Annotated in this window: 14 protein-coding genes; 9 read left to right on the forward strand and 5 right to left on the reverse strand. The window is 33.3% G+C overall.

Features of this window, described 5'->3' with window-relative positions; genetic code table 11:
- Position 1 precedes the first annotated feature (1 nt).
- The 4 genes from L950_RS19675 to L950_RS28880 all read right to left on the reverse strand — a co-directional run bounded on the left by L950_RS19675 (position 2) and on the right by L950_RS28880 (position 4,693).
- The gene (locus tag L950_RS19675; protein WP_021188263.1) at positions 2-949 is read right to left on the reverse strand and encodes a hypothetical protein; all 948 of its coding nucleotides are present in this window, start codon (positions 947-949) and stop codon (positions 2-4) included.
- Positions 950-1,095: 146 nt separating this feature from the next.
- Entirely contained in the window at positions 1,096-1,968 is an 873-nt protein-coding gene (locus L950_RS19680) for a hypothetical protein (RefSeq protein ID WP_021188264.1), read from the reverse strand.
- Between the two features lie 1,235 nt (positions 1,969-3,203).
- Positions 3,204-4,196 (reverse strand): hypothetical protein, encoded by a 993-nt coding sequence (locus L950_RS19685; protein WP_156169773.1) that lies wholly within the window; start codon positions 4,194-4,196, stop codon positions 3,204-3,206.
- A gap of 326 nt (positions 4,197-4,522) precedes the next feature.
- A complete protein-coding gene (locus tag L950_RS28880; RefSeq protein WP_021188267.1) occupies positions 4,523-4,693 on the reverse strand; it encodes a hypothetical protein in 171 nt (56 codons plus the stop codon).
- A 233-nt stretch (positions 4,694-4,926) separates the two neighbouring features.
- Between L950_RS28880 and L950_RS19690 the strand changes: the two genes are divergently transcribed.
- The 5 genes from L950_RS19690 (at position 4,927) to L950_RS19710 (ending at position 10,393) form a co-directional block, all read left to right on the forward strand.
- Complete coding sequence (locus L950_RS19690; protein WP_021188268.1) at positions 4,927-6,000, forward strand: MBL fold metallo-hydrolase; 1,074 nt, start codon at positions 4,927-4,929, stop codon at positions 5,998-6,000.
- Entirely contained in the window at positions 5,982-7,292 is a 1,311-nt protein-coding gene (locus tag L950_RS19695) for a hypothetical protein (protein ID WP_031287165.1), read from the forward strand. The genes L950_RS19690 and L950_RS19695 overlap by 19 nt, the downstream gene beginning before the upstream one ends.
- Positions 7,286-7,822: a hypothetical protein gene (locus L950_RS19700; protein ID WP_031287167.1), complete on the forward strand. Its 537-nt coding sequence runs from the start codon at positions 7,286-7,288 to the stop codon at positions 7,820-7,822. The genes L950_RS19695 and L950_RS19700 overlap by 7 nt, the downstream gene beginning before the upstream one ends.
- Positions 7,819-9,009: a hypothetical protein gene (locus L950_RS19705; RefSeq protein ID WP_031287168.1), complete on the forward strand. Its 1,191-nt coding sequence runs from the start codon at positions 7,819-7,821 to the stop codon at positions 9,007-9,009. Before L950_RS19700 ends, L950_RS19705 begins: the two co-directional genes overlap by 4 nt.
- Before the next feature lie 130 nt (positions 9,010-9,139).
- Positions 9,140-10,393, forward strand: coding sequence for a hypothetical protein (locus tag L950_RS19710; protein WP_031287169.1), 1,254 nt, complete (start codon positions 9,140-9,142; stop codon positions 10,391-10,393).
- A gap of 104 nt (positions 10,394-10,497) precedes the next feature.
- Here the strand turns inward: L950_RS19710 and L950_RS19715 are convergent, their stop codons facing one another.
- Complete coding sequence (locus L950_RS19715) at positions 10,498-10,692, reverse strand: hypothetical protein (protein ID WP_031287171.1); 195 nt, start codon at positions 10,690-10,692, stop codon at positions 10,498-10,500.
- Positions 10,693-10,812: 120 nt separating this feature from the next.
- Here L950_RS19715 and L950_RS19720 point away from each other — a divergent pair, with 120 nt between their 5' ends.
- The 4 genes from L950_RS19720 to L950_RS19735 all read left to right on the forward strand — a co-directional run bounded on the left by L950_RS19720 (position 10,813) and on the right by L950_RS19735 (position 15,018).
- A complete protein-coding gene (locus tag L950_RS19720; protein WP_031287173.1) occupies positions 10,813-11,646 on the forward strand; it encodes an HNH endonuclease in 834 nt (277 codons plus the stop codon).
- Positions 11,643-11,903: a hypothetical protein gene (locus tag L950_RS19725; protein WP_021188270.1), complete on the forward strand. Its 261-nt coding sequence runs from the start codon at positions 11,643-11,645 to the stop codon at positions 11,901-11,903. Before L950_RS19720 ends, L950_RS19725 begins: the two co-directional genes overlap by 4 nt.
- Positions 11,904-12,867: 964 nt before the next feature.
- Positions 12,868-14,277 (forward strand): hypothetical protein, encoded by a 1,410-nt coding sequence (locus tag L950_RS19730; RefSeq protein WP_021188271.1) that lies wholly within the window; start codon positions 12,868-12,870, stop codon positions 14,275-14,277.
- Positions 14,278-14,742: 465 nt separating this feature from the next.
- The gene (locus L950_RS19735) at positions 14,743-15,018 is read left to right on the forward strand and encodes a hypothetical protein (protein ID WP_021188272.1); all 276 of its coding nucleotides are present in this window, start codon (positions 14,743-14,745) and stop codon (positions 15,016-15,018) included.
- Positions 15,019-15,064: the final 46 nt, after the last annotated feature.

Raw genomic sequence — 15,064 nt, forward strand, 5'->3', positions numbered from 1 at the left:
TTTATTTAGGACGGAACTGATATCTTCTAATTTCCTTTAATAGCGCGTCAGCAAGTATTTTACATTCTTCTTTATTACTAATTGCATCAAATAATTGTAGATATTCGTATTGATAATAATTTCCGGGGCATAAGAATAACTTTCCCGGAGAGGATTTTACATATTTATCTATTATTGGTTTTACTAATAGTTCTGAAGATTGACTGTTTTTATGATTTATATACTTAATTATAATTTCAGAATCTATATATGAATGTAAATTCCCAAAATCATCAAAATAATTTAAATTGCCTACAATGGCTTGAGGATCAGTAAAGTCAGTTTTCCTTAAGTCATTTTGTTCCAAAAAAATATCTTTTAGTTTTTCAGAATCCTGTTTATTGTAAACTCCCATCCAAAAAACATCTAAATTTTCATCTTCATTTCTAATAAAGGGTATTGGATGGAGCCTATAGTTTTTTACATGAAGGTTTAACTGAAGAATTTCGTTATTTAAGTTACTTAGAAATTCAAGTGGAGGAGGATTAAGAACAATTATATTATTTGCAACGTTTATATTATAATTAGATACCAAAAAGTGAATGATTTTCTTAGTTATGTTTTCATCTAAATAATAACCGGTAAAGTCGAAATAGTTTATTTTATTTTTTATGTTTATGTCTTCAACAATCGCATCAAAAATTCGACTAAAGGCTTGCCCTTTTGATAAATGGCCTGTTTGAACCAACCTTAAGTAGCTAAATAGATTTATAAAATTTGCTTCAGGTTTTAAGTACGTAGTGTTTTCCAAAGTTCTTGGAATTGATATTTGAGATGAGTCAAATATTTGTTCTACATTTCTTTCAGGTAAGTATATTGTTATCAAATTACCTGGAAAAAATTCTTCATTATTACCGAAATTATTCCCTTCATTAAATTGGTTACTTTCAGTTGAAAAATCAAAGTACACTTTACCATAATTACTTCTAGCAATTAAAAGCCCATTAAAACGCCTAACGATACTTAATAAGTCATATAATCCTCTAGGAATAACAGTTTTCTCTAAATATCTTTTATCTATTGGGTCTTTTGAAGATTCGTAAGTGAAAGCCCATTTTAATATTTCACTATCAATAGATTTTGAGTTTTCTTTATTTTTTGGGGAAATTTTATTGAATATTCGTCTTTTAAAGTGGAAATTATTCCCGTACCAAAATCTAAAAATGAAAATTGTAGAATTGATTGATTTTTATACTCTTTATTTTTTTTATTGAAGTAGAATTCTTTGAATTCTGGATATGATTCTTCATTAAAATTCCTTTCAAGAATTGATTGAATTCTATTGTTGTTATTTTTATCGTTACTTATTTTGGGTACTAATGAAAGGCTTAAAAAAGTGAAATTTTCATTGGTTGGAAAAAATGAGGTATTTACGTGATCTAGAAAGTTTTCATATAATTCCTTTGTGATTATCGAACTTAAAGTATGATTTTCAAAAGGCATATTGCAATTATGTAATCTTAAGATGTTATCAGTTGCATTTGAAAGCCTATAAGTCTCTTCTAGCATCTCGTTTATAATTCTGTTATCGTAATGCGAAATACTATCTAAGGAGACAAATGGCGTTATCCCAAATCTATTATAAATCTCTCCTTGAGTTGAGTTGAGTTTGAACCTATTTTTAAGTTGATCTACTATACCACTATGAATATCAAAATAGTCTTCAAACTTTTGATCGTGCATTATATTAGCAATCTTCCATACTTCCCAAATTTGATATATCTGAACTGCAATTCTTCTTTCAATCAATTCAGTTGATCCATTTTTTAAGAAAAAAACTTTGAATTTAATTTCAGATTCTACTAAGTATTTAAATATTGAAGTTAAAATAAGTAACTCTTGATTTGACATCCACTCAACATCAGATAAATCAAATTCGTATTCACTATTTCCTTGATGGACAGAGAAATATTTGTAGAATTCATCCACAAATTTGTCGATATTTATCCCAGTAAACTTTCTAGGAAATTTGTAAAAAATTTTGCATTAATTAGGTAAATTCAATAATGAATGACTTTTACCAAAATAGTGAAAAAATATTAATTAATTTGTTTTTAATTTTTATAATTGTTGCAATTTAAATCTTTGATGTTTTGTCTTTAATTCAAGAGATAGTTTCTTCAGTGTAAATAACAGACATCGGATGAACTGTTAACTTGTTATTTCTAAGTATATATTTCCATCTTTACAAGGAATCATATTGTCTCGTTCAATGTTTCCTCCACTCCGTACACCCATATGATAATTTTTAAGCTGAATGATAATAATTTGTTTTTGGCATCCCTCTTATAATTCTTTAAACATATAAATTTGAGGATTTAAGGACTCTTATTTTGATTTAAAATCTATTATCATAATATGATATAGTTTAATTACTATCTCATTGGGCTTAAGGATATCATTTCATGTTATTATAATATTTAGCATAAGATACTTTAGTCATTTATGCTTACAGATGCTTCGTCATATATTTTAAGTATCAAAATAAAATCCTAATCTCACTTCCTAATTTCGGATGATAGGAAGGATTATACTCCAAGTAATTTAGACATATCAAATCTTTCAAACATTTGTGATAAGTAGGAAAGCTCCCAATGAGGGATTTTTCGTTCAAGACTTTCCTTGAGGTTCTAATGATGTTATTTCCATTTTGTTCTTGAGATACTGATATAATTGCCATTATTAAAGCGATATGCCAAACCGTTAATCGCTGGTCTGCTATTACCTTTTTTATTAATTTATCCTTCCACATTTCAACCTCCTCCTAATTTATTCTTTCGGTAATAACCGTTTCACTTCATTGTAATTGTAGTAGTAATTTCCGCCAACTTTTTTAAATGACAATGCTCCTGTTATCCTTAGATTTTGAAGTTTGCCATGCGAAATCTGAAGTATCTTTTGTACTTCACAGCAAAACCAAATTTTATCTTTGGAGGCGGTTTTGCTACATAGATTGGATAAATATAAAAATTTGCGCTGCTATCCTAGCGAAGTTTTTTAAATGGCAATCAAATCACAAAACTTCAATTTTGCGCAAGTTGAAACGAAGCACAACTGTTTAATTTTGTAGTTTCGCCCGACTATTGCAAAAACCTAGTTAGCAGTTCGTGCTTTTCTGTCCACCATGCGGTCTTATTTAATACTGCAGAATAGTTTGTCAGAAATCAACTCTTTCCAAATGCTTGATTGTATAATGTATTAGACGTTGGTGTCTTGGTGTTGGGAATAGAAATGCTTTGACTTACTTTTAGTTTTTTGAAGAACTCAATAATTATTCTTCTGGACATGTCAGCGTATTGTTCATTTAGTTCCACTTTAAAAATCGCTAAGTGTCGTAGAGTAAGTGTGCTTAGTTTTAGAAAATAATTGCTATCAGATACTTCAATTATTGTTGTTTTATCGCCATCCGTTTTCCTGTCGATGATTTTCATTTTAATGCTGCTATCAATAATTGCTGATTCTAAAGATTCAATATCGATAAAATCTACATTGTTTAAAGAAACACTGTCAGAGACAATAGCTCCAAATTTTTCATGTTGTGGCTTTTCACTGTCAGTAATACTATTATCACAAACCGTCTTGCGATAAATAGGTTGGCTGATTACAAAGGTCATGTCCCCAACAATTACAGACATATCATTTTTAATAGCATCAAAAAATTTGATTTTGTTTTTTTTAGTTTTTACTTCAAAGTTTTCTATTGCATTAAATGTCCAAGTTTGATACTTATCCCAATAGATTGCATATAGAAATGGAATACCTAGAATTTTAGAATACTCAACACAAGCATTAAGTTGTTTAGTCATCACTTCCAAACTCTGGCTTTCACCCTTAACTGACTTTACTTCTAATAAAATGGGTTTATTTTCCTTTTTACTTGTTTCAAATAAGATTGTGAAGTCAGGTACTTGATAAACTTCTTTTGATAAAGTTGGTAGTTGATTCTGTCCAAGTTCGTGAATTAATTTGACCCAAGGCATGGCAGAAAATAGAATGTGAAAATTGTCCTCAACTTTATAACCTCTAAAAAATCTTTCAATATTGTCTTTGAAATCAGAGCTATCAATTTGCTCAATAAATTTTTTCAAGGTTGTGTCGTCAACACTGAACTTATTTTTGATTCCATGTATGACTTTAATCTTGTTTATATCATCCATAAGTTTATTATTTGTCTCTGTTGTGGTTTGAAGGCACACTGTCTTCACAGCATGATCAATAATTAAGATATATGCGAAACTATGATATGCTAAATTACCACTTATAGATACTGTAGCTACCTTTTGAGTTTTGCGATATTATTTTGATTAATTTGAACGTTCATAAACGCATCATCGCCAGCGAATTTTGAGAATGAGAGCTTGTAAATTTACGCTAAGATATTAAATTTATTAAAATCACAAAGATGTGAGCAATAAGTTTTTCATCATCTTCCGGTATATTGCGCTTGCCATTTCCTGTATTTGCTTATTGGCTTCATTTATGTTTACATCCGGGATCTGCCTGTTCCAACTTTTTCCTCTTTGTTTATCGTTAGGGACTTAAACACAATATCCGCATAGGGCGTGATCAGTATGGCTAAGGTATCGGGCTTAATCGTTTTCGAATCCTCAATGTATTTTCCTGTTACATCCATCTGTATAGGAAAAGGTTTCATCGATTCACCCGCTATAAGGTACGGTAAGTACGATGTTCCGGCAGGTTTGGCGTACTTATCTTGGGTAGCTATGTAATAAACTCCGGATCATATTAGCCACCGCTCGTATATGCAAGATGGCAGCGGCATCCTTTCTAAGAAAGATATAGTTGAAAGCAACGTTCCTGAAAGGAAACGGAAAAAAAGGAATCAATAATTAAGAGCAAAAGGTTATTTTAATTTAACTTAGTAAAATGAAAGATGGAAAATACGATTTGGTGTTGGAAGCCTTCCCGGCAGCAAAAGGAGATTCATTTTTATTAAGTTGGGGTAAAGAAGAAAATTTCAATCATTTACTTATAGATAGTGGAATACCGAATACATATCGCTTTATAAAAGGCACACTTAAGGATGTAAATGAACTGAGCGCCATAATCCTTACTCATGTAGATTATGACCATCTTGGCGGCATGCTTAAAATGTTTGATGATAGTTCCATAACCTTACGTAAGGATATGCCTGTGTATATGAATACGCCATCTTTAGTGCTTACGCTGCCTGAAGGAGATAAGGTTGGCCTAAGGCATGGCATTGAGCTGGATATAAAGCTTCAGCGAGTAGGAATTTCCTGCCAGCCGTTTTATAATGGATTTACAGAAGACAATATTTTAGAAATTGATGGCCTGACATTGCTGGCTATTACTCCTGACAAGACTGTGATCGATAAGTTACTGGCTGAATGGACAGCTGATAAATTATTTCAAAAATATCAAGAGGAAGCACAGGACAGCGGAAAAGTTGGAAAAAGAAAGGAAAAACCTGCTTCATTTGAAGATATTCTTAAGGCAAAAGAAACAATCCATAAATGGGAAGATGATTTAATTAATTCTTCATCCATTTCCTTTGTTGCAAGCTTTAATGGATGTGCAATATTATTTCTGGGGGATGCTAATCCTGATCTTATCGTTGAAGAACTAAAACGTATTGGGTATTCAAAAGAGCATAAATTAAATGTTCACCTGGTAAAAATCAGTCATCATGGGTGCAAGCATAATTCCGGTAAAGAACTGTTTGAACTCATTGATTGCAATTGCTATCTAATTTCTACAGACGGTTCCGGGCCATATAACCATCCCGACCGTGAAACTATTGCAAGACTTAGTGAATATTCCAGAGTATCTGTGGAAGAGCCCCTTACAATTTATCTCAATTATAATTTGGACACATCTGGTTTTACAACTAAAGAAGAAGCTGAGGAATTAAATATCAGCTTCATTTTCCAAAATAAATTTAAATTCAGCGACTGCAAATGTTTTCAGAAGAAATAAAAAAAACTACCGCAGCCCTGCATCATCAGGGCAATTTTATAGGAACAGGAACTGTTTTTATTTTTGAAGATAATCTTTACGTATTAACTGCTGCCCACAATATTTACGGTAACGATTTAGATCTTGAATTCATAGCTGAAGAATGGACATTTGAAGATCATGAAGGTATCCATCATCAAATAGTTAGCGTTAATGCAGATTATGATTTCTCAAAATTGCATGACGTAGCCCTGCTGACGCCCGATTGTAATGGACTTATTGATAAATTCAATTCCATACATTTTGCGCCACGTCCAAATTGGGGTGTTCAGGAATTCTTCTTCAGAGGCAGATATGGCAGCAAGTCTGATCCAGTAAATAAGGGCGGCATAAAATTCCAGGAAGTTTATCAAAAAAGCCCATTCCAATTTTTAGCAACTATTGACAAAGATCAACTGATTGACCATAATTTTTCAGCTGGAAATGATTGGTTAAGTGGTTGTTCAGGATCAGGCTTGTTTCTATCTGACCGGGATGAGATTATATGCTGCGGCCTGCTTTTAGAAATACCGGATAAAGGTGACAATGGCCAACTGCATTTTTGCAGTGCAGAAGTTTTGCCATTTTTAGGAATTACGCCAGCATTCTTAACAGCACATGCTTACCAATTTGACCCGAAGACATTTTCCAATACATGGTTTAAGGAACGGCTTGAGGTTTCCATTACTGCTTTAGGGAAAAGATATACGCCAAAACTAAATTTCGAGTTACCGATTGCCCAAAACCTGGAAGGATTACTACGTACCAGGAGGTTTAAAAAGCAAATGGATCTGGATTTGGGAAAGATATTTAAAAGTAGGAGATCCTGTTATGCTGTATTTGGGCCTGCTTTAACCGAAAGCCGCAAAGTAAAAATTGATGCTTTGTTGGAAGAACTCAGGGATTCATATTTAGCATTAAAAGTAGAAGGGTTTAAACAGTTGAATTTTGAACCTATCACAATTGCATGTGCATCTATTGAAATACTTTTGAATGAATGCCTGGATATATTTTATGAAGCTCAGGAAGGCGAAGAAAAGGCAAAACCTACCCCCAGCTATGGAACTAAACCGTACCACAACGCCATTCATGAAATTTACTCATTTAAAAATTCCATTGATAGATTTACTCAATTCATTTCAAGTGAAAACTGTCAATTAACAAACAGGCCCTTTTTAATACTTGACGGAGAGGCTGGTTATGGAAAAGTCATTTGCTTGGTGATTTTTGTAGCCGGGCGCAACAACAGGGATATCAAACTGTTCTTTTGCTAGGTCAGCATTTTGTTAGTGCTGATAATCCTTGGCACCAATCAATTCAAAGGCAACTTAACCTTCAAATTACAGAAGATGAATTTTTAGGGAAATTAAATATTAAAGCGCAATTAACAGGAAAGCGCATTTTCATAGTTATTGATGCCATAAATGAAGGAATGGGAAAAGATATCTGGCCTGGGAGTTTAAAGAGCTTCATTAAAAAAGTGGCGCAATTTGAGGGGCTTGGTTTGATCGTTTCCGTGCGTACTTCTTACCATGATTTGATCGTGGATGAAACTATCTATGGGGAAAATTTGGCTTCAAGCCTTACCCAATATGGATTTTCCGATTTTGAGTACGAAGCTTCAGATCATTTTTTCGATAATTACGGCATTAGAAAACCTTCCATTCCATTTTTACACCCCGAATTTAGAAGCCCCCTATTCCTCAAATTGTTCTGTGACGGTTTAGCAGCGAAAGGACTGGATGAAATACCTGCCGGATATGAAGGCATTACAGCAATACTTGATTTTTTCTTGATGCAGTGAACAATAAACTGGCTTCTCAGATGAACTTTGACCCGGGGATAAAAGTGGTCCGGGCAGCTGTAGAGGCAATAGCAAAAGAGATTATAACGACAAATAAAGGCTACATACCTTATACAAGGGCTGTAATGATTGTAGGGGCACTGGAAGAAGCGAAACTTACCAATAGTCCCGGATTGTTAACATCAAAATTAATTGACGAAGGTGTTTTGACAAAGAATATTTTCACTAAAGAAGATCATAGTACAGAGGAGGGAGTATACTTCATGTATGAACGCTTCCTGGATCATATTACTGCAAGCATTCTAATAGCAGATTTAAGCGACGACCCATCCACGGCTTTTCTGGAGGGAGGAATTTTGTATGAATATTTTAAAGACGAGCTATCATGCAATATTAATTCAGGTCTTATCGAGGCCTTAAGTATACAGATTCCGGAAAAATATAACCAGGAATTTTTTGAATTTGTACCGCATGTCAGGGAAAGTTTAATTATCTGCGAGGCTTTAATTACGAGCATAGTCTGGAGGAAATCTGATAATCTTAGCAGTGAACCAGAAAGCACATTCAGGGTGTTTTTAAGTGAGATGATGCCCAAACATCATCTGAATGGGCTTTTTATTGAAACTATATTATTGATCTCCAGTATTCCCGGACACCCCTACAACGCTGAACACCTGCATGCAATTTTAATGGACAAATCGTTAGCAGAAAGGGATTGTGGTTATTCCCACTGGTTAACCAGCAACTTTTCAAATCAAGGTTCCGGTGTAAAACGCCTTATTGACTGGTCCTGGAAGGATCTATACAGGAAAGAAATTTCTGATGATAGTATTCTGCTATCTGCGATAGCACTATCCTGGTTTTTAGTCAGCCCGGACCGTAATATCAGGGATAGTGCTACAAAGTCGGTTATTTGTTTGATGAGGCAAAGAGAACATTTGCTGGTACCATTGTTGCAGAAATTTGAAGGAGTTAATGATCCCTATGTATATGAGCGTCTTTATGGGATTGCTTATGGTTGTTCCATAAGGGCAGAAAAATTGGATTTCCTGACTTCACTGTCTTCATATATCTATACAACAATCTTCAATAAAGACATGGTCTATCCTCATGTCCTTTTACGTGATTATGCATCCGGGATTGTCAATTTTACAGCAGCAAAGGGATTCTCAGGCTGGTTGACCTGAAAAAGTGCAACCCGCCATTTGCGAGTGAACCAATTCCAAAGTGTCCGACCAATGCGGAAATAGATGCAAAATATAAACTGGAAAGTAAGGATCATAAAAATACCACTATCAAAACAAGATCCTTGATTCCATGACCACAGAGTATGGCAGGGGAATCGCGAGGTACGGAGACTTCGGACGTTATGTTTTTGGCAGAGCACTTTCTGATTGGAAATCTATCAATGATGGAGAATTAAGTAACTATGCTATTCAACGTATTTTTGAATTAGGATACGATGTCAAAATGCATGGCAATTACGATGCTACATATGGGCATGGCGATGGACAAGAAAGAATTGGCAAAAAATATCAGTGGATTGCACTACATGAAATCCTTGCCAGGGTCGCAGATGTTGAACCAATGACAAGTGAGATTGACATAAAAGCCATCATACCCTACCAGGGAGCATGGCAACCTGGAGTAAGGGATATTGATGTTTCTATGATCATTAAAAATACAAAGAATCAACAGGAGATTCCGGAAGAACATGAGTGCTGGTGGATACCCAAAGAGAAGCTAAACTTTAAGCTTACTAATAAAGAATGGATGCAGACTGATAAAGATCTGCCTTCAGATCGGGAACAAATTCTCATTACGGACAAAGATGGTATAGAATGGGTTTGTTTAAACATTCATATCAGTCAGAGCCAGGAACCTGAAATTGCTGCTGATGATTACAAAAATCCACAAAAAAATTTATACAAATATATTTCAGCATATATGACTCCGGCCGATGAATTTGTGAATGTTGAGTCCTGGATTCCACAACGTGATAAACACAATGATGATTTACCTGAACCGGCCTATCAGACACAGTTGTTTAGCCGTGAGTATTATTGGTCTCCGGCATATGCATTTTTTCAGCATTATTATTATGGTGGTAATGGCGACAGAACTATTTACAGCAATAAACTTGGTCAGGACGTTGCGCAAGTGCATCAGCCAACCCAATACATTATGTGGGAAAAGGGAACGGATTTTTCTGTGAATCAAGGAATAACATTTTTTAAACCATCAAGCCAGTTAAAAGAAGGCCTGGATTTAAAATTCTCTCACAATGAAGGGGAATTGGTTACACAGGATGGAGCTCTTGCATGCTTTGATCCTTCGGTGAATGATTATGGACCTTCATGTCTTCTTGTGAGAAAAGACCTTTTATTGCAGCATCTGAAAGATAAAAATCTGAGAATCTTTTGGGTTATTGACGGGGAAAAACGTATTCTTTCAGATAATAATTCGGGTGATGACCATAACCCAAGAATAGAACATAATTTCAATGGCTTTTATTATCTTGATGAAAATGAGTTAATGGGAAACAGCCAGTCTAAAATAGAATCCTACTAATTATCTAGATATGAGATATAAGTTTTAAAGTCCGCATTTCGGACAAAGCTTATCTGCGCCATATTTAAGTGCAGGTAACTGATTTGCTCGATGGTTGTGTATAGTTATAACACATATGCTGTAAAATTTGCAACCACCTCCGCAGCAATTTCCTTTTCTATAGCCAAAAGTCCTGCAGGACAAGTTTCGGGCATAGCAAAACCCAGGTTGCCTTGTTCTGTTTGTTGGAGGAGAAAACGTTTCTTTTTATTATCCACTAGGACAAATACCTGAAATAATTTAGGTAGAGAAACATTCATGGATATAATGTCAAGCGATAAATTGACTTTAATGGTGTAATTGGAAGGATATACTTTATAAATTACTAAAATATGAAAATTCAGTTGACAAAATACTATCTTTAATTTAAACCTAAAATTATGGAACAAGATATTAATCTATTTACTTTTTCATCGACTGAAAATCACCTTTTTCAATTCTTCGATAAATATAGCCCAGATAATATTGTTATTCCCCCTGACCTGCCCTTACATAATTTTACAAAACGAATTCACCGTGTTTGTCGTTTTTGCAATAGTCCTGCCGGTGCGAAGAAATTTAAGAAAGTTGCCCATATCATCCCTGAATTTATGGGAAATAAATACCTTCAATCGGATTTCGAATGCGATGACTGTAATTCGCTTTTTAGTAAATATGAAACTGATTTTGCCGCTTGGTTAGGAATAATGAGGACGTTAATGGGAACAAAGGGAAAAAGAGGTGTCCCAACTTTCAAATCATATAACGATTCAATCACTGCAAGTTTAGTAGATCTATTTAATATTAAAGCCACAAAAATTAGTTTATCAGCTGAAGATAATAATGCGATAAATGTTGATAAAGATACAGGAAGAACTGAAATTACTTATAGTAAAGAGCCTTATACACCTATAAAGGTTTATAAAAGCTTGCTGAAAATTGCATTATCCATGATAGGAGAGAATGAGATAGAACAATACCGTTTCGCATTAAAGTATTTACAAAGTGATTCGCCTAGTGATTGTTGTGATGAATTTGCTAAGATAATGCTTCATTATCTACCTATGGGATATCGTTTCAGCAAACCGTTTGGCTTTATATTTAAGAAAAATTTTGCCGTAGCAAACTACCTATGCATATATTTATGTTATATTTCGAAACTTATATTTTTGTCCTCCCGCTTCCATTTAATAAATTGGATTGTGATAAAGGTTTATATAATGACCTCGAAATGAATTTTATATTTCCACCTGCTATTTTGTTCAATAAGCCAACCTTGGATAGCCTGCATTTTAGTCGAAACTTAGACTTTTCCAGTCATGAAAAAATAGTTGGAGAGAAAGGAGTAATAAGCTTTGATGTAAATCCAGACTATTTAAAACAAGGCGTAATATTAGACCCGGAAACTGGTTTTTCAACTCCAGGTACTTTAGATGCAGATAAAGTTGTTTCTATTTTTCGCTCCGGAAGGTACCGTGCTCAAAACCGATGAAATTAATAATAAATCCTGAACATCAAATCCGTCTCTCAACAGAGAAATATAGTAAGGTACATTTTTGATCGTATCATCATAGATCAAAAATTAAGGGAAAACAAATTGGAAATTCAATGGTGCTTAACCATTGTGTATAATATTATATTGCTCTAATCTTCATAAAGTACCCGGAGAACCTTTTTTCCTTAATTGATTATTATAATTGGAAATTGTCAATGCTTTCGACTCTGATTTAGAAATTGAGTCATACCACATAGCAATTAATAGTTGGAAAAGATATTGCATGTAAGATTAAATTTGAGGATTTTAATTCATCCTAAAAGTTAATATGAAGCAACAATATTGAAAATTTCTTAATTTTATTTTTAATTTTTTTGACGCAATCACAACGTCCTTAATGTAGATGATATGAGAGATCATATGTTTTTTAATCAAAAAATACCAATTCGCTCGTACATTTATGGTAGATAGGAATATTAGCAATGTGAGAACTTTCTATTAATATCAATTCTGATGTTAAAATTATTCCATATCAATCGGCTCTGTGGTACAACATAATTATGATAAATAATATTGTCATTTGAGGCAAAGTCAATCCTTTATCTGCAAATTCCTTTTTAATTACTTATTCATTCCACGAAACTTTAGGTACAGTGGTTTAAAGTTTTTTCGTCAAATAGAAAAATTATCATAATATTAATCTAATCTCACTTCCTAATTTAGGATGATAAGATGGATTATATTCCAGATAATTATGCGCTGTCAGTTTCTTTAAGCATTTATGATAGGTTGAGCAGCTCCCAATGTGGGATTTTTGGATCAAGACTCTTCTTGGGATTTACGGGAAACTGGATTTATTAAGAGTTTATATTGTGTTAACGGTTTTCTATTAACTGGCGTGATTGGAACTATTGATTTAATTTCTTATTTTAGTAAATTACATTTATTCCAAATTAATTAAATGAAGCGCATTTCAAACATAGGTTTTCATGTTCCATCTAACGATGATAATTATATACGACTTGATAGTCTTAACTCACTTTCAGAAACTGATATAGCTATTTTCTGCCCTGATTTTGATAATACATACTATTCTATATATGAAGGATATTCAAATAGAGGAGTCTATGAAGGTAAGAGATTATTCAATAAGGACTCGTCTGCAAGAATCCTTGAACATACTAAGCATTGGAAGACTGAAATTTTGCATTTCTTAGAAAATGGGGGGACTCTATTTATTGTTCTTCGGAAAAAAGAAGATTTTTATATATATACCGGAACCAAATCAATTAGTGGAACTGGAAGAAACCAAAAAACAACAAATCACGTAGCACCTTACTCGAATTACAATTATTTGCCATTCAGTTCATTTGAATTCCATTCTGCAAGTGGTAAAACAGTATATCCTAATTCCAATTTAGTTTCCGATTTATATAAAAATTGTAAGGACTATTTTTCATTTGAAACTTATATTAAAAGTGACAAGATTACAAATTCCGATTTTACTACAAAAAATAAAGACCGGATATTAGGCGCCTCATTAAAAATTAAAAATGGCTTCGTTATTTTCCTCCCTATTATTGATTTCCATTCACCAAAACTTACAAAATATAACGAAAAATCGGAAGAGGCGACTTGGAGTGCTGAAGGATTGAAAATCGGAAAGATATTTTTAAATTCATTAGTGCAAATGGATAAAGTATTGAAACAGGAGCAAGATAAGACACCAAAACCAAATTGGCTCAATGATGCTCCATTTTCCTTAAAAGTATCAACAATAACTGAAACTAAAATAAATAAGATAAAGCAAGTTGTACTTAAAAAGCAAAAGGAAATTGCAAACTTAGAACAGTTACTAGAGGAACAAGAAAGTTTAAAAGATTTACTCTTTGAAACAGGTAAACCCCTTGAAAAAGCTGTCATTAAGGCTTTGAATATTCTCGGTTATCAAGCTGAGAATTATGATGATGGAGAGTTAGAACTTGACCAAATTATTTTGTCTCCAGAGGGACAAAGATTTATAGGTGAATGTGAAGGCAAGGATTCTAAAGATATTGATGTCTCGAAATTTAGGCAACTTCTTGATGGTTTGAATGCTGATTTTGAAAAAGAAACAGTTCAAGAACGTGCATCAGGACTGCTTATTGGTAATCCGCAAAGGCTTTTGGCTCCCAGTGAAAGGTCATTGTCGTTTACACAAAAGTGCCAAACCGGTGCTAAACGTGAGCAAATTGGGTTAATAAAAACGGAAGACCTATTTAACATATGTAGATATATACTTGAAACAAATGATACAGATTTTGCTAAAGGTTGCCGTCAAGCCATTACAGATCAATTGGGAGGAATAGTTCAATTTCCTCAAACTAATTAACATTGTTAGCTATCCAGATGTTCTAAAGATTCAATTATAGCTTGTTGGCTGATATATACTGAAATACACTAAAGTTAAAATCTTGCAATCGTTTGATATGCACTATTTTAATTTTTTGATCTTGTTTCTTGTGATCCCGCTGAAACTGAAATATTATTCTAGGATAGATCTAAAAGTAAACATATTGACTTACAGACTATCTCAGAAAAAATGAGAGTTAAAGTTCAAAAAACTAATTGGTGAGGTATTAGAAAACTAAAAGGCGTCTTTGTCAAAAGAAAGGAATATTGAAATTTTATAAATTAACACTATTCTTGAACGAATGACCAAAAACAAACATTAGAATTTGGAAGTACAAGCTTTAAAAGGAAAATGGCATACTTACCTCCAAATTTAGTGAAATTTAGAAACCTTATTAGGCCCAAATAAAACAATTTTAAAATCAACTAAAGTAATTTATAAAATATGAAAAACATAATTGAGTTTTATTACCAAGATGAAGTAATCGAACGTCGAGAATATAAAGAACCCTTTGTAGAACCGAGAGTTGGTGATATAATAAATATCCAATTTACAAATCCATCTTACGATGAATATGGTAATTGGTGGGTTATAATGGAAAGACGCATAATATTTTTCTCTGTTGAAACTCCCTCAATTAGACAGACATTAATGCTTAATGTATTACCTGATCCAAAAGGTGGAATCTGGGAAAGTGACCCATTATATAAAGAAAAATAGTTGGGTTTTATTAAAAAATATGCATTTTACTATGTAATACTATAAA

The sequence above is a fragment of the Sphingobacterium sp. IITKGP-BTPF85 genome, assembly GCF_001006065.1.
GTDB lineage: Bacteria > Bacteroidota > Bacteroidia > Sphingobacteriales > Sphingobacteriaceae > Sphingobacterium > Sphingobacterium anhuiense.